A 16,785-nucleotide genomic window follows, 5' to 3' on the forward strand; every position below is an offset into this window, starting at 1 on the left:
GAGAGAGGGGCGGGCCGGCCGGCACCGGTGACGGAACGAATCCTGAGCTTCGGCCGCGCCGCGGCGGCGCGATGTGCTGTCCTGTGTGCGACAGCGGTGACGGTCAGAGGGCTGACCAGCGGTTCAGCGGCCCCGGCGGGGGTCATCGCGTGACACCCGGTGGACACGGGGAGAACCGGTACGGGGGCGCAGTTGGCGAAGGGCGAACCGACCGACCGGAGCCGGTGGCCGGAAACCGGACCCGTACGGAACCTGCTCCTCTTCCTCGACAAGGTCCGTGAGGAGAACCACCGCGAGGGGCTGCGCGGCATCGCCGGGCGGATGAACCTCAGCTCGCCCACCGCGGTCGGCGAACTGCTCCGCGGTGTGCGACTGCCGGCCGACCAGAGCCAGTTGACCCGCCTCGTACGGGCCCTCGGCGGCGGCTCGGACGAAGTGGCCCATGGACAGGAGCTCTACCGCAAGGCCCGGGCGGCGCGAGCCCGCCGTGCCCGGCCGCCCGCCTCCCTCTACACGGAGTACGTCCGGCAGATCGCCCCCGCCGAGCTCCTCGACCGCGCCGCCGAACTCGCCGAGCTGGCCGCCTTCTGCACCGACGGCCCGACCGGAGGCGACTACCTGTGCTGGCAGGCCCCCGCCTGGGCCGGCAAGTCCGCCCTGATGTCGTGGTTCGCGCTGCATCCACCGCCGAAGGCCGATGTCGTCTCGTTCTTCGTGACCGCCCGGTTCGCCACCCACAACGACCGGTGGGCCTTCATCGAAGCCGTCTCGGAACAGCTCACCGTCCTGAGCGGGAGCGGGGCGCCCCCTCCGCCCAGGGAACTGCGGGAGGCGCACCTGACCAGGCTCCTGGACGCGAGCGCCGAGGGGTGCCTGCGGCGCGGCCGTCGGCTGGTGCTCCTCGTGGACGGCCTGGACGAGGACCAAGGCGTGTCCGGCGGCTCCGGGACGTACAGCATCGCCGCCCTGCTGCCCGTGCGACCTCCCAGGGGCCTGCGGGTCGTGGTCGCGGGCCGGCCGCACCCGCCGATCCCGCACGACGTGCCCGACGGCCACCCGCTGCGACAGGGCGGCGAGCTCCGCAGCCTGGCGCCCTCCCGGCACGCCCAAGTGGTCCGTACCACTGCGGAGCGCGACGTGAAACGCCTGCTGCACGGCGACCCCGCGGGCCAGGACCTCCTGGGGCTGGTCACGGCGGCCGGCGGCGGCCTGGCCCGGGACGACCTGGCCGAACTCACCGGACTCCCCGGCTACGAGGTAGAAGACAGGCTGCACGCGGTAACGGGCCGGGCCTTCACCACCCGCCCCGGACTGTGGCAGGGCCGGGGAGCCACCCACCTCTACGTGCTCGCCCACGAAGAGCTCCAGGTCATGGCGAAGACCGCGTTCGGTGCGGCCGGACTCGCCCGCCACCGCCGGCGCCTGTACGACTGGGCCGGGTCCTACCGGCGGCGCGACTGGCCCGAGGACACGCCCGAATACCTGCTCACCGGCTACCCCGGGATGCTGCGGGCAGCGGCCGGCGAAGCCGCCACCGGCGCGGCCGAGGCGGAAGCCGAGATGCTCCTCTGCGCCGCCGACCCGGCCCGCCACGACCGCCTGCTGGACCTCTCCGGCGGGGACGCCGCCGCGTTCGCCGAGATCGCCACGGCCCAGGACTTCCTTCTCGGGCGGGCCCGGCCCGACCTCACCCAGATGCTGCGGCTGTCCGTCCGACGCAACGAACTGGCAGAGCGCAACACCGCACTGCCCGGCTGCCTGCCCGCGGCCTGGGCGGTACTGGGACAGCCCCACCGGGCCGAGGCGATCGCCCGGTCCGGTTCCGACCGGTCTCGACAGGGACGGGGACTCGTCTCCCTGGTGGAGGGCCTCGCAGAGGCCGGTGACCGGATCGGCGCGGAACGGATCGCCCGTGGCCTTCCCCAGCCCGTGGACCAGGACGGGGCGCTCGCCGCGCTGGCCCGCGGGGCCGCCCGGGGCGGTGACCTGGAGGCGGCCGAACACGTGGCCGCCGGCATCCACCACACCCTTTACCGGGCCACCGCCCAGGCGGCGGTGGCCCGGTCGGCCGCGGCGGCCGGGGACCGGGACCGGGCGACGGCCCTGGCCGGTTCCCTCGAGGACACGGCCCGCGGCCTTCAAGAGGGCTACTGGCGCGTGCTCGTGTGGTGCGAACTGGCGGAGGTGCGTGCCTCCACCGGCGACGACCCCCGCGCCCTGGCGGCCACCGCCGAAGCGGAACGGGCCGCCCGTGCCCTCCCCGAACAATGCGCCTGGCACCTCGCGTACGCCCGGGTGGTACGGAGTGCCGCGGCGGTCGGCGACCTCCCCCGGGCGCTCCGGATCACCGAAGCGTTCGGCGACTGGAAGTACCGGCGCGAGGAGATGCTGGCCGCACTGGCGGCAGGGCTCGCGGCAGCCGGGAAGTTCGAGGCCGCGCAGGCGGCCGCCGACGCCATCGCCCCATCCGCCTCGGACGGGCAGGACGGGCAGGACGGATTCTGTCGGAACGAGCTGAAGGAGGCGACCCTGCAACTCGCCGTCTCCATCGCCGCGGCCGGGGACCACGACCGCGCCGTAGCCCTGGCCCGTACGCTCACCTCCCACGCCGCACGGGCCGAAGTACTGGCCTCGTTGGCCCGGGAACTCGCCTTCGCCGACCGGGCGCGGGCCGTACTGCTGGCGAAAGAGGCCGAGAACGAGGCCCGGTGCGGCGTGGCCCCCGGCACCCGGGCCCGGGACCTGGCCGCGATGGCGGAAGGGCTCGCCCGAACAGGTGACCACGAGGCCGCCGAGGACGTGGCCCACCGCGTGGCCGACGAGTACCGGCAGCTCACCGCCCTCGCCGTGGTGGCGCGTGAGCGGGCAGCCGCCGGAGAACACGAGGGTGGCATCGCCCTCGCCCGGACGGCCGTGAGCCGGGCCGGCGCCATCGTCCCGGCCCACTGCCAGGCACTCGCCCTCACCGCCCTCGCGAAGGTCCTGACCGATGCCGGCGACCTGACCGGCGCCGAGCCGGCCGTCCGGCAGATCGACGATCACGAACAACGGGTCATGGGCCTGGTGGCGTTGGCGAAGGCCACCCTCCGGCCGCAGAGGACGTCCGGAACCCCCGCAGGTGCGGCCCGTCGCGCCGCCGCACTCGCCGAGGACGCCGAACGCCTGGCCCACCGGATCGGCGGCGGGGAGCCGGGGTGCCGGGTGCTGACCGCTCTGACCGACCTCGCGGCGGCCCGGGGCGACCTCGCCCACGCCGTGGCCCTGGCCCGACGGACCGAGCGGCTCGCCCGCGCGATCCAGGACGAGCACGCCGACCAGCAGCAGGCCGGCCGCGCACGGGCCCTGCTGCGACTCGGCGCGACCATGGGCGCACACGGGCTGTCCGACTGGGCCCACAGGCTGGCCGCGGCAGCCGAAGAGCTCGCCCTCGGGATCCAGGACGCGCTGTTCATGCCACTGGAACTGACCTGTGTGGCGGAGCTGTACACGACGCTCGGCGACCACGACCGTGCGGACGCGGCCATCGCGGCGATCCCGGATCCCGAAGAGCGCGCCATGGCGTGCGCCACGTGCATCGGCCCGGCGGCCGCCGACCACACCCCGGCCGCCCCGGGCCGGCCGGGGAGCTCGGCCGGCCCGCGCCCCCGGGACCGCGTGGCGGCGCTGGCCACCACGGCGGAAGCACTGATCCGCGAGCTCCACGCACCGCACGCGCGAGTGGAGGCCCTCACCGCCCTGGCCGTGGAACTGGCACGGGCCGGTCGCACCGACCGGGCCGCCGCACGCGCCGCGGACGCGGCCCCACTGGTCCGCCTCCTCGACCGGGAGTCGGCACAGGCTTTGAAACTGGCGAGTCTCGCCGATGCCGCGCTCCCGCCGCAGCGCGAACACCTGCTCGCGCAGGCCCTCGCCGTCGGCTCGTGGCGGGAGGTCCTGCCCCGCCTGGCGAGCCTGGCACCGGACGCCGTCCGCACCGTGGCCACCGAATGCTTCGGCGGAACGTGACGGTACGCGGGCCGGGCACGCGGCCGTGGCCGGAGCGGCGAGACCTCGCCGGCGGTCGGGCCCCGCCGGCGGTCAGCCGCGCACGTGCAGCGCGAAACCCGTACGGCCCGCGGGCTCCAGACCTTCCTTCAGCTGCATCGAGGGGATCTCGTAGTCACCGAAGTTCTGCCGCCGGAACGCGATCGGCTCGGTCGACTCCAGGGTGAGCAGGCGCTGCTCCCAGGCCTTGGCGACGTCCGCGTAGTCCTCGCCCGTCATCCGGTCGGTGCCGTACAGCACGAACGGCGGCAGCACCTCGATGCCCGGGTAGTAGAGGATGCCGTGGTGGATCGGGAACAGCAGGTCCTCGATGGGCCCGTTGATGCCGCGGGCGGCGTAGTGCGGCTCCGGTCCGCCGACGGTCACCGACAGCAGGGCCCTCCTGCCCGCGAGCGTGCCTTCGCCGAAGCGCTCGCCGTACTTGGTGTCGCTGTGCTCGCCGACCCCGTACGCGAAGCGGTGGGTGAACACCCGGTCCACCCAGCCCTTGAGGATCGCGGGCATCGAGTACCACCACAGCGGGAACTGGAAGATGACCGTGTCGGCCCACAGCAGCTTCTCCTGTTCGGCGAGGACGTCCGGGGTGAGCTCCCCGGCGTTGAAGGCCCGGCCGGAGTCCAGGGCGACCCTCAGCGGACTCGAGGCGTGGGGGCCGTAGTCCGCGGCGTCCACGACGGCCTTCCAGTTCATCGCGTACAGGTCGCTCACCCGTACCTCGTGCCCGGCGGCCTCCAAGGTGGACACCGCGAGGTCTTTCAGCGAGCTGTTGAGCGACTTCGGCTCCGGGTGGGCGTGGACGATCAGCGTCTTCACGGGAACTCCTTCGGATCGGATGCCTCCGATCCTGGACGCCGCGGCGCCCGGCGTTCAGGGGCGCCCGTTCCTCAGGACGGGACTTCCTGGTATCGGCAGGACCACCCTTCGCGGGCGCCACCGAGGACACACCGAGGACATACTGGGGCCATGGACGATCTTGCGGGCTTCCTGCGGACCCGGCGTTCCCGGGTCGACCCGGCCGCCGTCGGCATACGCACCGACAGCCGCCGCCGGGTCGAAGGGCTGCGCCGCGAAGAGGTCGCCCACCTGTCCGGAGTCAGCGTCGACTACTACGTACGCCTGGAGCAGGGCCGCGCGACCCAGCCCTCCGAGCAGGTCCTCGACGCGCTCGCCCGCGTCCTCGGCCTCGACGAGACCGAACGCGGGCACCTCTGCCGGCTCGCCCGGCAGTGCCGCCGCCGTGCCAAGGCGCCGGGAGGGAGGGTCCGGCCGGAGCTGCTGCGCGTCCTCGACCTCGTCGTCGGCGCACCCGCGCTGATCTTGGACCACCGCCTGGACGTGCTCGCCGGGAACCGCCTCGCCGGGCTCCTCTACGGCCGGCCGGTGCCGGGCTTGAACACCGCCCGGCACATCTTCCTCGAGGAGGCCGAGCGCGGCCTCTACGCGGACTGGGAGACCTGCACCCTCGACGTGGTCGGGCACCTGCGCCTGGCCGCCGGCAAGTACCCCGAGGACCCCCGCCTGGCCTCGCTCATCGGCGAACTGGCGATGGGAAGCGAGCGCTTCCGCCGCCTCTGGGCCCGCGCGGACGTGCGCGCCCGCACCCATGGACGCAAGGCGTACCGGCACCCGTTGGTCGGACTGCTCGAACTGCACCAGGAGAACTTCGCCCTGGCGGACGAAAAGAGCACGGAGCTGCTGGTGCTGTCCGCGGCCCCCGGCAGCCCCGCCGAGGACGGGCTGCGCCTGCTCGCGAGCTTGGGTGCGGACAGCGGTGACGCACCTGCGCATCCCGCGGTGAACGCTCAGGTCCGCGAGTAACCCGACGCCGCACCCCCGATTCCTTTGCTGGCCGGAAATCCTCCCACCTGTCTGCATTTTGCGCTCTTTACCCGTACAAGGGCGGGCCGGTAGCGTCCATCGACCGAAAGGTCACACCATGTTGCACCGGGGGAGCGGAACGGGTGTCGGACGCGTTGGACTTACGTGTTCTCGGACGGCTCGACGGACAATTGGCGGGGCGACCGGTCGATGTGGGATCGCCGAAACAGCAGTTGGTCCTCGTGGTCCTGCTCCGGCACGCCGGGCAGGCCGTCAGCGTGGACCGGCTCGCCGACGCCCTCTGGGGAGACACCCCGCCCGCCTCCGCGACCGCGAACATCCACCTCCACGTCCACCGGATCCGCAGAGCGCTGGGACCGGGCCGGCTGCAGACCGTGCGGCGGAGCGGATACGTACTGGAGGTGGCCCCGGAGGAGGTCGACGCGCGGCGCTTCCTCACCCGCATGCCCGACATCCGCCGCGCCCTGGAGCGGGGCGACCTGGCGAGGGCCTCACGGCTCAACCGTGAGGCCCTCGCCGAGTGGCGCGGCCCGGCGTACGCCGACTTCGCCGACCATCCGGCCCTGCGCGACGCGGCCGCCTACCTCGCCGAACTGCGGCTGGAGGCCGTCGAGCAGCAGATCGACATCGATCTGGCACTGCGCGACCACACCCACCTCATCGGCCGGCTACGGCTGCTGCTCGCCGATCATCCGTACCGCGAACGCTTCCACGAGCAGCTGGTCCTGGCCCTGTACCGCACGGGGCGGGCGGCGGAGGCGCTGGAGCAGTGCCGGGACACCCGGCGGCTCTTGGCGGAGGACCTCGGACTGGACCCGGGCGCGCGGCTGAGGGAGCTGGAGAAGCGCATTCTCGACGGAGAAGAGGACCAGCACCTGTAGAGGCGGCCCGTTTGGGCCCGATCCTGCGGATTCCTCTCCTGGCCGGAAAGCTCGATTCGCTTTTCGGCCGGGCAGGCGCGAACGGCCGTCATCGGTGTCCGAATGAGCCGCCCGGAATTTCCCGGTGACTTTACCGACCCCGTTCGCCGCCTTTGCGGTTGCGCCGCGTCAGTGGGAGCGGACCCAGTCCTCGTTGGCCTGGGTCTTGTGCCAGGCCTCGGAGATTCCGTTCCAGTCGGCGGTGATGCTCACACTGCCCGGCCCGTGGAGCTCGGACCACTTCCCGTTGGAGAACTTCACGAGCAGCCAGGCGTGCCCGGCGCAGTCGCCCGAGTCCTTCCTGGTCCACGCGTACTCGTGGCCGGCCGAGAGGCCTCCCGTGTACACGCACCCGCTGCGCTTCTTGTAGAAGTAGCCGCTGTGCGCGACGGCGGGCTGCACGGCCAGCGAGACGGCCGCGCCGGCGAAGGCGAGGACGGCGGTGGCGTTCCGGAGGGTGCGGCTCATTGATTTCATGACGAGGCCTTCCGATGGCTCGAAGGAAGCGGCCACCCGGCGACACGCCGGCCGGCCCGATGCGTGCAGCCTCTCCGGCGTCCCTATATCCCCCCTACACGCCGGGATATGGACGGGCCCGTGAGAGCCTTCACGGCATGAGCGCGATCACTCCCGCAGAGAACCCGGAACTCTGGTCGTTCCTGGACCGGCTGCAGCCGGGGGAGGTGCTGGCCGGCACGGTCGCGGCGATCGAACCGTTCGGGGTGTTCGTGGCGCTGGACGAAGGCCCCGGGCACCCCCTCTTCCCCGGAGTCGGGTTCATCGGCATCCCCGAGCTGTCCTGGCTTCGCTTCGAAGAGGCATCGGACGTCGTCGAGGTCGGGCAGCGCGTCGCCTGTGAGTTCCTCCAGTTCGACACGTGGAACGGAGAGGCCAGGCTGTCCCTGCGGGCGATGCAGCCGGACCCCTTTCAGGCGTTCGCCGACCGTGTCGCCGCGGGGCAGGTACTCGACGGGAAGGTCACCAAGCTGGTGCCTTTCGGGGTGTTCGTGCAGGTCGCCGACGGCATCGAAGGACTGCTCCACCTCCGGGAGTTCGCCGGAGAGCCCGTCGGATCCCCGGAGGACGTCGTGCAGGTCGGCGACCCGATCAGGGTGGTCGTCACCGAGACCGACCGGGTGCGGCGCAGGGTCTCCCTGTCCCGGCGAGAGGTGCCGGCCGGCCCCCGGTGACGGTCAGGAGCCCCCGGCCCCCGCGCCGTTCAGGAGCCGGGTGCGGCGTGGGCCGTCGGGCCGGTGGGGGATCGGGTCGCCGAGGTGCTGGAAGTGGACGGCCGCCGGCCGCCCGGCCGCGTACGCGTCGAGGCCGGCCCGGCAGTACGCGATGATCGGCTCGGGCAGGTCGTCGAGCCGGTACCAGCCCATCGCGTCGCACACCTCCGGTTCCCGCACCGCGGGCGCTCCCGCCCAGCGCCGGACCTCGAAGAACAGGCCGATCCGGGCGTGGCCCCGGGGGCCGCGGTGATGGACGGTCACCGCCGACGCCACGTCCGCGAGGGCGATGAGGACGCCCGTCTCCTCCCGGGCTTCCCGGACCACGGCCTCGACCACGTCCTCGTGCGGGCCGTCGAGGTGCCCGGACGGCAGGTGCCACATCCCCGCTGCGTAGACCCGGCCCGCCCGTCGCGACAGCAGGACCTCCGGCCCTCGTTCGCCGTCGCGGCGCAGGATCAGGTGCACGTCGACCGGGAGGGTGTACCGGCCCACGGCTCCCGGGTGCGCGGCGGCGGTCACAGCCAGCCCATCTCGGTGTAGAGCCGGCCCGCCCGGATGCCCTCGATCGCGGCCCGGGCGTACGGGACGATCGGCTCCGGCAGTGCGTCGGCCGGCCACCAGTCCCAGCTCACGCACTTGTCCGGTTCGCGGACCTCCGCCGTGCCCTCCCACCGGTGCGCACGGAAGACGAGCTGCAGGCGCGGCCGCGAGCCCGGTGGGTCGACCAGGTGCACGACGTGGGCGAGCTCGACGTCCTCGGCCCGCAGCGACAGGCCGGCTTCCTCCCGCGCTTCGCGGACCAGGCAGGCGATCGCGGACTCCTGCTCGCAGTGGCCGGCGAGGAAGTGGTGGTGCGATGCGGCGAAGGCAGAGTCGGGGTGGCGCAGTCCGAGCAGGACGCGGCCGTCGCGCTCCAGGTAGAGGTGGGCCCCGACGATGTTGAGGAGGGCCCGGCCGCCCGGTGTCCCGGCGGGCGCCGCCGTGGCCGCCGTACGCGGGCCCGGTTCCGCCCCGTCCGCCTGTGCCCGGTGCCGGTCGATGACCTGCTGCGTCCACGGGCACATCGTCAGGTGCGCCGTCGTACGGGCGTCGAACCAGCGCAGCATGATCCCCTCGCTGAGCGGAAGGGCGTCGGCGTCGCCGTCCCAGGCGCCGAGATAGACCTGGATCCGGCCCGTGCTGCCGTCGGGGCCGTGGCAGTCGACCACCGTGAACGGTTCCAGCGGGACCGTCAGCCCGGTCTCCTCCTTCAGCTCCCGCGCGATCGCCTCCTGCGCGGTCTCGTTGCCCTCGCGGCCGCCGCCCGGGAGGCTCCACGTCCCCGGGTCGCAGATGTGGGGTTTGTTGGCGTCGCGCAGGTGGAGCAGGTACTGGCCGCGCGCGTTGACCAACAGAGCGGCCGTACCGTTCGGTTCGGCGGAAGGGGTGGATGACATGGCGGTCTCCTTCTTGTGCCTCGAATCCGGGCCCGTCACGGGCGACATCCTGCCCCGCTGCCCGACGTCGAATGCGCGGCGATGGGGTACGCCGGTTCCGGACGATCGTTCTGAGCGAAGAGAGCTATTCGATTGATAGATCTTGACGCTCGGAATCCGGATTCATAGAGTCGGCGCGGCCTCACTCAGCCGCAAGGAGCCCCAGATGCCCGTTCGCCGCCCGCGGACCCTGCTCGCGATGGCCCCCGAGCTCCGTTCCCGCCTGCTGGACGACGTCACCGCCCGCCGGCTCCGGGAAGTGGCCGAGCTCGACACGGAGTTCGTCGTCGACGACTTCGGCAGACCCGACGCCGCGCAGGCGCTCGCGGAGGCGGAGGTCCTGCTCACCTTCTGGGGCGCCCCCACGGTCGACGCGCGGGCGCTGGCGGCCGCGCCCCGCCTCAAAGCCGTGGTGCACGCGGCCGGCTCCGTCAAACGGCTGGTCACCGAGGCCTGCTGGGACCGGGGCGTCGTCGTCTCCTCCGCCGCGCTGGCCAACTCCCTCCCCGTGGCCGAGTACACCGTGGCCATGGTCCTCCTCTCCAACAAACACGTGATGCAACTGCGGGAGGAGTACCGCCGTGTCCGCGGCAGCCACCACGACTGGCACCTGCGGTACGGCCACGTCGGCAACTACCGCCGCACCGTCGGCATCGTCGGCGCCTCCCGGATCGGACGCCGGGTGATCGAGCTCCTGCGCCCTTACGATCTCGAACTCCTACTCCACGACCCTTATCTGAAGGAGCATCAGGCGCAGCGCCTCGGCGCCCGCGCCGTCGGGCTCGACGAGCTCTGCCGGGTCTCGGACGTGGTCAGCCTGCACGCGCCGGAGCTGCCGGAGACGCGCGCGATGATCGACCGCCGGCGGCTGGCGCTGATGCGCGACGGCGCCACCCTCATCAACACGGCCCGCGGTTCCCTGGTCGACGGGGCCGCGCTCGCCGACGAGTTGGTCTCCGGCCGCTTGTACGGGGTCATCGACGTCACCGAGCCGGAGGTACTGCCCGCCGACTCCCCGCTGTATGACCTGCCCAACGTGGTGCTCACCCCGCACATCGCGGGCTCCCTCGGCAACGAACTGCACAGGATGGCCGATTCGGCGATCGACGAGATCGCCCGCTACGCCGCCGGGCTGCCCTTCGCGCATCCGGTGCACCGCGCGGACCTCGAACGGACCGCCTGATTGATCGTATTGATCAATTGCTCACATGGTCTTGACGTTCAAGATGGCTGAGCGAATGATTCACCCCGTTCAGCCCACTCGCCAAGGAGCAGTTCACATGAAGGTTCAGTCCTTGCGTGCCTGCGGCGCGGTGGCCGCAGCGGTGTCCCTCGCCCTGCTGACCTCCGCCTGCGGTTCCGGCTCCACCAACTCGGCCGCCGCCGGGGGTGACGGAAAGCCCGTCACCCTCACGTACTGGACCTGGACCGGCGGCGCCGAGGCCGCGGCCGCCGCGTTCAACAAGACGCACACCGACATCCAGGTGCAGTTCTCCCAGATACCCGGCGGAGCCGACGGCTACAGCAAGATCAGCAACGCGATCAAGGCGGGCGACGCGCCGGACGTGGCGACCATCGAGTACAGCATGGTCCCCGAGTTCGCGAGCCAGGGTTACCTGGAGGACCTCACCGCCTCCTCGGGCGAACTGGTCGAGAAGAGCTTCCCGGCGGGAGTCCGGAACCTGGTGACCTTCGGCGGCAAGACCTGGTCGGTCCCCTTCGACGCCACCCCGCAGGTGTACTTCTACCGCAAGGACCTCTTCGAGAAGTACGGCGTGACCGTGCCGAAGACCTGGGACGAGTACCGCGCCGCCGCCGAGCGGATCAAGGCCGCCGACCCCAAGGCGCGCATCGGCTCCTTCCCGACCGACGCCCCGCTGGAGGCGGCGCTGTCCTGGCAGGCCGGCGCGAAGTGGTTCCAGATCGCCGACGGCGCCTGGAAGCCCGAGATCAACGACGCCCCCTCCCAAAAGGTCGCCGCATTCTGGGAGGGCATGCTCAAGGACGACCTCGTCTTCAACCACGGCGCCGGCACCCCCGAGGAGAGCAAGTCCAAGGCCGACGGCACGAGCCTCAGCGTCCTCGGCGCCGCGTGGAGCGCGGGCGGCGTGATCTCCACGATGCCCGACCTGAAGGAGAAGTGGGGCGTCGCCCCGATCCCCCACTGGGGCACCCCGGCCAGCGGCATGTACGGCGGCACCAGCTTCGCCGTGCCCAAGGGCAGCAAGCACGCCAAGGCCGCCGCCGAGTTCATCAAGTGGGTGACCACGGACCCGGCCTCGATGGAGGCCCGGATCGGCGCGCTGAAGAACCCGAGCAGCGCCCTGCCCGCGAACACGGCCATGGCGGCGGTGGCCGCGAAGGCCTTCGACACCTCCTACTTCGGGGGCCAGGACCTCTACGCACTGACCGGTCAGCAGGTCGGCACGATCGTCCCCGGGTGGACCTGGGGCCCGGTCTGGGGCAAGGTCAACGCCGACTTCAAGGACGAGGCGGCCAAGAACGGCCTGGCCAGCGGCCTGGTGAAGGCCCAGGAGTCGGCCCGTACGGCGATCGAGAGCCGCGGTCTCAAGCTCGCCAAGTGAACCGCGCCGGGGCGGGGTGGCCGGAGCCGCCGGCCGCCCCCGCCCCGGACCCGGACCGAATCCGGTACCACCGCACCGCCAAGGAGCCTCCCGTGGCATCACCTCCCAGCACCCCGATGCGTACGCCGACACACCTACCGCTCCGTACGCCCCTCCGCACGCCGGTACGCCCCGCACGCGCGCTCCGCAGTGGCCGCCGCGGCGCCGCCACCCTGTTCCTCGCCCCCTTCTTCGCCTTGTTCGCCGCCGTCACGGTGGCGCCGGTCGTGTACGCGGGATGGATGAGCCTGTACCGGGAGCAGTCCTCGGGGCTCGGGTTCGGAGGCGTCGAGCGCACCTTCGCGGGCCTCGCGAACTACTCGGCGGTGCTGGCCGATCCGGCGTTCCGCACGTCGTTCCTGAACGTCGCCGCGTACTGCCTGGCCTACATCCCGGTGATGATCGGCGGGGCGCTGGGCCTGGCCCTCCTCGTCGACTCGGCCTATGCCCGGGCCAGGCGCTTCTTCCAGCTGGCCTTCTTCCTGCCGCACGCCGTGCCGGGCCTGATCGCCGCGATCATCTGGATCTACCTCTACACCCCCGGACTCAGCCCCGTGATCGAGTGGATCGACGGCGCGGGCGGCAGCTGGAACTTCTTCTCACCCGGCAACTCCCTCTCGTCGATGGTGAACATCGCCGTATGGCAGTGGGTCGGCTACAACATGGTGATCTTCTTCGCCGCGCTCCAGGCGGTTCCCCGCGAGGTCATCGAGGCCGCCACGGTCGACGGCGCCGGCGCCTGGCGCATCGCCCTCGGCATCAAGGTCCCGGTCATCCGCTCCTCGGTGGTCATGACCGTCCTGTTCACCTGTGTCGGAGCGGTCCAGCTGTTCACCGAGCCCGAGCTGCTCTCCGAGAAGGCGCAGGCCCTCGGCAACGACTGGTCGCCCACGATGTACATCGTCAGCAAGGCGTTCACCGACCAGGACTACGCGAGCGCTGCCGCCGCCTCGCTGCTGCTGGCCGTGGTGGCCGGAGCGCTGTCCTACGCGGTGACCCGGATCGGGAAGCGGTGGCAGGAAGCATGACCACGCGGACCCCCAGCGCCTGGGCCTCCAAGGCCGCCGTCAACACCGTGCTGATCATGCTGGCGCTCTACACGCTGATGCCGATCAGCTGGCTGCTGATCGCCGCCACCAAGAACCGCCGCGACCTCTTCGCCACCAGCGGCTTCGCCTTCGGGGAGTTCAACCTCTTCTCCAACATCCACGACGTCTTCACCCACAACGACGGCATCTACGGACGCTGGTTGCTCAACACGGTCCTGTACGCCGTCGTCGGCTCCGCCCTCTCCTCCCTCATCTCGGTCGCGGCGGGATACGCCTTCGACAAGTACTCCTTCGCGGGCAAGGAGAAACTCTTCGGCGTGGTCCTCGCGGGCGTGTTGGTACCGGGAGCGGTCCTGACCCTCCCCACGTACCTGCTGGCCTCCGAGGCCGGGCTCACCAACACCTACTGGGCGCTCCTGATCCCGGCCCTGGTCAACCCGTTCGGTGTCTACCTCGCGCGGGTCTTCTCCGAGGGCTACGTCCCGTACGAGGTCGTCGAGGCCGCCAGGGTCGACGGCGCGAGCGAGGTGCGAACCTTCCGCACGATCGCGCTGCCGATGCTCGCCCCGGGGTTCGTGACGCTCTTCCTCTTCTCCTTCACCGCGAGCTGGAACAACTTCTACGGCGCCCTCGTCATGCTGAACGACAAGGACCTGTACCCGGTCAGCCTCGGCCTTCACATGTGGAACATCTCGACGACGGAGAGCCCGGAGATGTACTCGCTGGCCATCACCGGCTCGCTCCTCGCCGTGATCCCGCTGCTGATCGCCTTCCTCTGCCTGCAGCGCTTCTGGCGTTCGGGCCTGACGACCGGCGCGGTGAAGTAGGCCGCCGCGGCGATCCGGAACCCGCTCCTCGTGCCGAACCGGACGTGTCAGCGGCGGAGTTGAGCCAGTCCTGGTGGCTGCGGCCGGTGTGCCTGGTGGGGGGGGAGGGTCGCTATGTAATGTCACATCGCATGATGCTCTTACGTCGTGCGGCATCGGCCGCCGCCCTCCTCGTCACCGTCCTCCCCGTGGTGGTCGCCTCGCCCGCGCACGCGGCCGACGGCGCGTCCGCCTGCCGCCCCCCGGCGTCCGTACCGCTCGACGCCGAACAGGCGCGGCTCGCGGACGCCCGCACGACCGCCCTGGTCGACCGAGGCGGGTTCGGGGACTTCGTACGGCGGTTCCCCGCCGCCCTGTGCACGACGCGCAGCCCCGCCGAGGCCGAACGGCTCCTCGACGCGTGGGGCCAGGCCCTCTGGCAGGCCTCCGTACGGCGGGCCCAGGGACACCGGCCCGGCGGCGACCTCGCTCCCGGGGACGACCGGCCGCTGTACTGGGCGCGGCTCGGCATGACCGCCGAACTCGCCCGCTGGCAGCCGAAGTTCACCGTCGACCGGGCGGCGCTCCGCGCCCGCTTCGAGGACGCCTCCCGCGGCCTCGCCGACAACGCCTTCCGGACGGCGCCCGGCGTCCGAAGGATCTTCATCAGCGGGTTCGACCCCTTCGGGCTCGACGCGGAGATCCGCCGAGCCAACCCGTCCGGATCGGCCGCCCTGCAGCTCAACGGGCGGCGCGTGACCCTCGCCGACGGCAGCCCGGCCGAGATCCGCGCCGTCGTCCTGCCCGTCCGGTACGCCGACTTCGACGCCGGCATGGTGGAGCGGGCGTTCGCCCCGCACCTGGCCGCCGGTCCCGCCTCGGCCGACATCATCACCACCGTCAGCCAGGGCTACCCCGGCATCTTCACCCTGGAGGACTGGGCGGGGCGGGCGCGGTCCGCCGACCCGTACCCCGACAACGCGCGCGCCCTCTCCGGCGGCACCCGCGAGCGTCCGGTGACGGCCCCCGGCCTCGGCCCGGGCCCCGAGTTCATCCGCACCACGCTGCCCGCCGACGCGGTGACGGCCGCCGTGCAGACCCCGTACCCGGTCCTCCTCAACACCGAGGTGACCGAGATCCCGGCGGGCGGCACGGTCCCCGTCGACCGGACCGACGGCCCGACGCCCGGCTCGCGGGCCGTCGCCGGCGGCGGAGGCGGCTACCTGTCCAACGAGGTCGCCTACCGCTCCAACCGGCTGCGCGCCGAACTCGCCCCGCACCTGCCCGGCGGGCACCTCCACACCCCGGTGCTCACCGGACTGCCGGCCGACCCCCGGCTGCTGACCGGCCCCGAGTTCGAACGCAACGAGAGCGCGATCAGCGCGGAGGTCCGCGCGGTACTGGAACACGCCGCCGTACGCCGGTAGCAGCCGCCCCGCCTGCGGTGCGTCACCCCGCCATGGGGCAGGATGGCAGCTCGTTCCGGATGCGTACACACGCCCGAACGCGGCTCACAGCACGACGAACTGACAGGTGACAAGGTGACGACACACCTCATACGACGGCCGGCAGCGCCCGCCGCCACGCCCCCGGGCCGGGGCCGCGCAGGGGAGGGGGTCCGTTGAACCGCGATCTGATCCTGCACGACTGGCTGGTCGCCGGCATCGCGCTGGCGGCGGGCGCCGCGGCCGGGCTGCTGCTGCGCGGCCTCCTGCGGTGGCTGGGCCGGCACGCCGAGCGGACCCGGTGGCGCGGGGACGACATCATCGTCGACGCGCTGCGCACCATCGCCCCGGGTGCCGCGCTCATCGCGGGCGCCGCGGTGGCCGCCACGACCCTGCCGCTGACCGCGCGGGTCTCGGGCTTCGTGAACCAGTCGCTGACCGCGCTGCTCATCCTCATCGCCACGCTCAGCGCGGCGCGGGTGGTCGCGGGCCTCGTCCAGTCCGTGGCGGGGGCGCGCACCGGGGTGGCCGCGTCGGCGTCCATCTTCGTCAACATCACGCGGATCGTGGTCCTCGTGATGGGCGTGCTCGTCGCCCTGGAGACCCTCGGCGTCTCCATCGCGCCGCTGGTCACCGCCCTGGGCGTGGGCGGTCTGGCGGTGGCCCTGGCCCTCCAGGACACCCTCGCCAACCTCTTCGCCGGGGTGCACATCCTCGCCTCGAAGACGGTGCAGCCCGGTGACTACATCCGGCTCACCAGCGGCGAGGAGGGGTACGTCGTCGACATCAACTGGCGCAACACCGTGGTGCGCAACCTGTCCAACAACCTGGTCATCATCCCCAACGGGCGTCTCGCGCGGACGAACATGACCAACTTCACGCAGCCGGAAGCGCAGTTCTCGATCCTGGTCCAGGTGGGAGTGGGATACGAGAGCGACCTGGAGCACGTCGAACGGGTGACCCTCGAAGTCGTCGACGGGGTGATGGCCGACATCAACGGCGCGGTCCCCGACCACGAAGGGGCCGTCCGCTTCCACACGTTCGCGGACTCCCGCATCAACTTCACGGTGATCCTGGGCGTCGGCGAGTTCAGCGACCAGTACCGGATCAAGCACGAGTTCATCAAGCGCCTGCACCGGCGGTTCCGTGCGGAAGGCATCTCGATCCCCGCCCCGACCCGCACGGTCGCCCTCCGGCAGGACGAGCTCCCGGCGTCCTCCCCGCACCCGCCGGTACCCCACCAGCGTGCGGCGTCACCGTCACCGTCACCGTCGTCCGTGGACGCCTCGCCGCCACCGGCACGAAGGAGCGACGCCCTCACCCAGTGACCTGCCGGGGGCCGGTGCCCTGG

Annotated in this window: 14 protein-coding genes; 10 read left to right on the forward strand and 4 right to left on the reverse strand. The window is 72.2% G+C overall.

The window, feature by feature from the left end:
- Positions 1 to 159 precede the first annotated feature (159 nt).
- A complete protein-coding gene (locus ACIPYQ_RS10650; RefSeq protein ID WP_401248537.1) occupies positions 160 to 4,005 on the forward strand; it encodes a tetratricopeptide repeat protein in 3,846 nt (1,281 codons plus the stop codon).
- A gap of 72 nt (positions 4,006 to 4,077) precedes the next feature.
- On the opposite strand, the gene ACIPYQ_RS10655 is transcribed toward ACIPYQ_RS10650, so the two are convergent.
- The gene (locus ACIPYQ_RS10655) at positions 4,078 to 4,857 is read right to left on the reverse strand and encodes an NAD(P)H-dependent oxidoreductase (protein ID WP_401248540.1); all 780 of its coding nucleotides are present in this window, start codon (positions 4,855 to 4,857) and stop codon (positions 4,078 to 4,080) included.
- Positions 4,858 to 5,007: 150 nt separating this feature from the next.
- Here ACIPYQ_RS10655 and ACIPYQ_RS10660 point away from each other — a divergent pair, with 150 nt between their 5' ends.
- Together ACIPYQ_RS10660 and ACIPYQ_RS10665 are read left to right on the forward strand one after the other, a co-directional pair.
- A complete protein-coding gene (locus ACIPYQ_RS10660) occupies positions 5,008 to 5,862 on the forward strand; it encodes a helix-turn-helix transcriptional regulator (RefSeq protein ID WP_401248543.1) in 855 nt (284 codons plus the stop codon).
- Between the two features lie 212 nt (positions 5,863 to 6,074).
- Entirely contained in the window at positions 6,075 to 6,764 is a 690-nt protein-coding gene (locus tag ACIPYQ_RS10665; RefSeq protein WP_401248546.1) for a BTAD domain-containing putative transcriptional regulator, read from the forward strand.
- Between the two features lie 168 nt (positions 6,765 to 6,932).
- Here ACIPYQ_RS10665 and ACIPYQ_RS10670 read toward each other — a convergent pair whose 3' ends face one another.
- Positions 6,933 to 7,271: a hypothetical protein gene (locus ACIPYQ_RS10670; protein ID WP_401248549.1), complete on the reverse strand. Its 339-nt coding sequence runs from the start codon at positions 7,269 to 7,271 to the stop codon at positions 6,933 to 6,935.
- Between the two features lie 146 nt (positions 7,272 to 7,417).
- On the opposite strand from ACIPYQ_RS10670, the gene ACIPYQ_RS10675 reads away from it, so the two are divergent.
- Positions 7,418 to 7,993 (forward strand): S1 RNA-binding domain-containing protein, encoded by a 576-nt coding sequence (locus ACIPYQ_RS10675; protein WP_401248552.1) that lies wholly within the window; start codon positions 7,418 to 7,420, stop codon positions 7,991 to 7,993.
- Positions 7,994 to 7,996: 3 nt separating this feature from the next.
- Here ACIPYQ_RS10675 and ACIPYQ_RS10680 read toward each other — a convergent pair whose 3' ends face one another.
- Positions 7,997 to 8,554, reverse strand: a complete 558-nt coding sequence (locus tag ACIPYQ_RS10680; protein WP_361756840.1) for an NUDIX domain-containing protein — start codon at positions 8,552 to 8,554, stop codon at positions 7,997 to 7,999.
- Entirely contained in the window at positions 8,551 to 9,471 is a 921-nt protein-coding gene (locus ACIPYQ_RS10685; RefSeq protein WP_401248556.1) for an NUDIX domain-containing protein, read from the reverse strand. The genes ACIPYQ_RS10680 and ACIPYQ_RS10685 overlap by 4 nt, the downstream gene beginning before the upstream one ends.
- A 205-nt stretch (positions 9,472 to 9,676) precedes the next feature.
- Between ACIPYQ_RS10685 and ACIPYQ_RS10690 the strand changes: the two genes are divergently transcribed.
- From ACIPYQ_RS10690 to ACIPYQ_RS10715, 6 genes are all read left to right on the forward strand, one after another.
- Positions 9,677 to 10,693, forward strand: a complete 1,017-nt coding sequence (locus ACIPYQ_RS10690; RefSeq protein ID WP_401248559.1) for a hydroxyacid dehydrogenase — start codon at positions 9,677 to 9,679, stop codon at positions 10,691 to 10,693.
- A gap of 97 nt (positions 10,694 to 10,790) precedes the next feature.
- Positions 10,791 to 12,095 carry an ABC transporter substrate-binding protein gene (locus tag ACIPYQ_RS10695; RefSeq protein WP_401248562.1) on the forward strand — a complete coding sequence of 435 codons (1,305 nt, stop codon included), beginning with the start codon at positions 10,791 to 10,793 and terminating at the stop codon, positions 12,093 to 12,095.
- A gap of 92 nt (positions 12,096 to 12,187) precedes the next feature.
- Positions 12,188 to 13,162 carry a carbohydrate ABC transporter permease gene (locus ACIPYQ_RS10700; protein ID WP_401248565.1) on the forward strand — a complete coding sequence of 325 codons (975 nt, stop codon included), beginning with the start codon at positions 12,188 to 12,190 and terminating at the stop codon, positions 13,160 to 13,162.
- Positions 13,159 to 14,010, forward strand: coding sequence for a carbohydrate ABC transporter permease (locus ACIPYQ_RS10705; RefSeq protein WP_401248568.1), 852 nt, complete (start codon positions 13,159 to 13,161; stop codon positions 14,008 to 14,010). Before ACIPYQ_RS10700 ends, ACIPYQ_RS10705 begins: the two co-directional genes overlap by 4 nt.
- A 131-nt stretch (positions 14,011 to 14,141) precedes the next feature.
- Positions 14,142 to 15,416: a pyroglutamyl peptidase gene (locus ACIPYQ_RS10710; RefSeq protein WP_401248571.1), complete on the forward strand. Its 1,275-nt coding sequence runs from the start codon at positions 14,142 to 14,144 to the stop codon at positions 15,414 to 15,416.
- Between the two features lie 194 nt (positions 15,417 to 15,610).
- Positions 15,611 to 16,762: a mechanosensitive ion channel family protein gene (locus ACIPYQ_RS10715; protein ID WP_361756859.1), complete on the forward strand. Its 1,152-nt coding sequence runs from the start codon at positions 15,611 to 15,613 to the stop codon at positions 16,760 to 16,762.
- The last annotated feature ends 23 nt before the right edge of the window (positions 16,763 to 16,785 follow it).

This window comes from Streptomyces sp. NPDC090045 (genome assembly GCF_044747975.1).
GTDB lineage: Bacteria > Actinomycetota > Actinomycetes > Streptomycetales > Streptomycetaceae > Streptomyces.

What these genes read in the sequence shown, in the direction of transcription:
- ACIPYQ_RS10675 (WP_401248552.1), top strand. Translation starts at nt 7,418, where the DNA reads ATGAGCGCGATCACTCCCGCAGAGAACCCGGAACTCTGGTCGTTCCTG.
- ACIPYQ_RS10705 (WP_401248568.1), top strand. Translation starts at nt 13,159, where the DNA reads ATGACCACGCGGACCCCCAGCGCCTGGGCCTCCAAGGCCGCCGTCAAC.
- ACIPYQ_RS10695 (WP_401248562.1), top strand. Translation starts at nt 10,791, where the DNA reads ATGAAGGTTCAGTCCTTGCGTGCCTGCGGCGCGGTGGCCGCAGCGGTG.
- ACIPYQ_RS10660 (WP_401248543.1), top strand. Translation starts at nt 5,008, where the DNA reads ATGGACGATCTTGCGGGCTTCCTGCGGACCCGGCGTTCCCGGGTCGAC.
- ACIPYQ_RS10685 (WP_401248556.1), bottom strand. Translation starts at nt 9,471, where the DNA reads ATGTCATCCACCCCTTCCGCCGAACCGAACGGTACGGCCGCTCTGTTG.
- ACIPYQ_RS10670 (WP_401248549.1), bottom strand. Translation starts at nt 7,271, where the DNA reads ATGAGCCGCACCCTCCGGAACGCCACCGCCGTCCTCGCCTTCGCCGGC.
- ACIPYQ_RS10690 (WP_401248559.1), top strand. Translation starts at nt 9,677, where the DNA reads ATGCCCGTTCGCCGCCCGCGGACCCTGCTCGCGATGGCCCCCGAGCTC.
- ACIPYQ_RS10710 (WP_401248571.1), top strand. Translation starts at nt 14,142, where the DNA reads ATGATGCTCTTACGTCGTGCGGCATCGGCCGCCGCCCTCCTCGTCACC.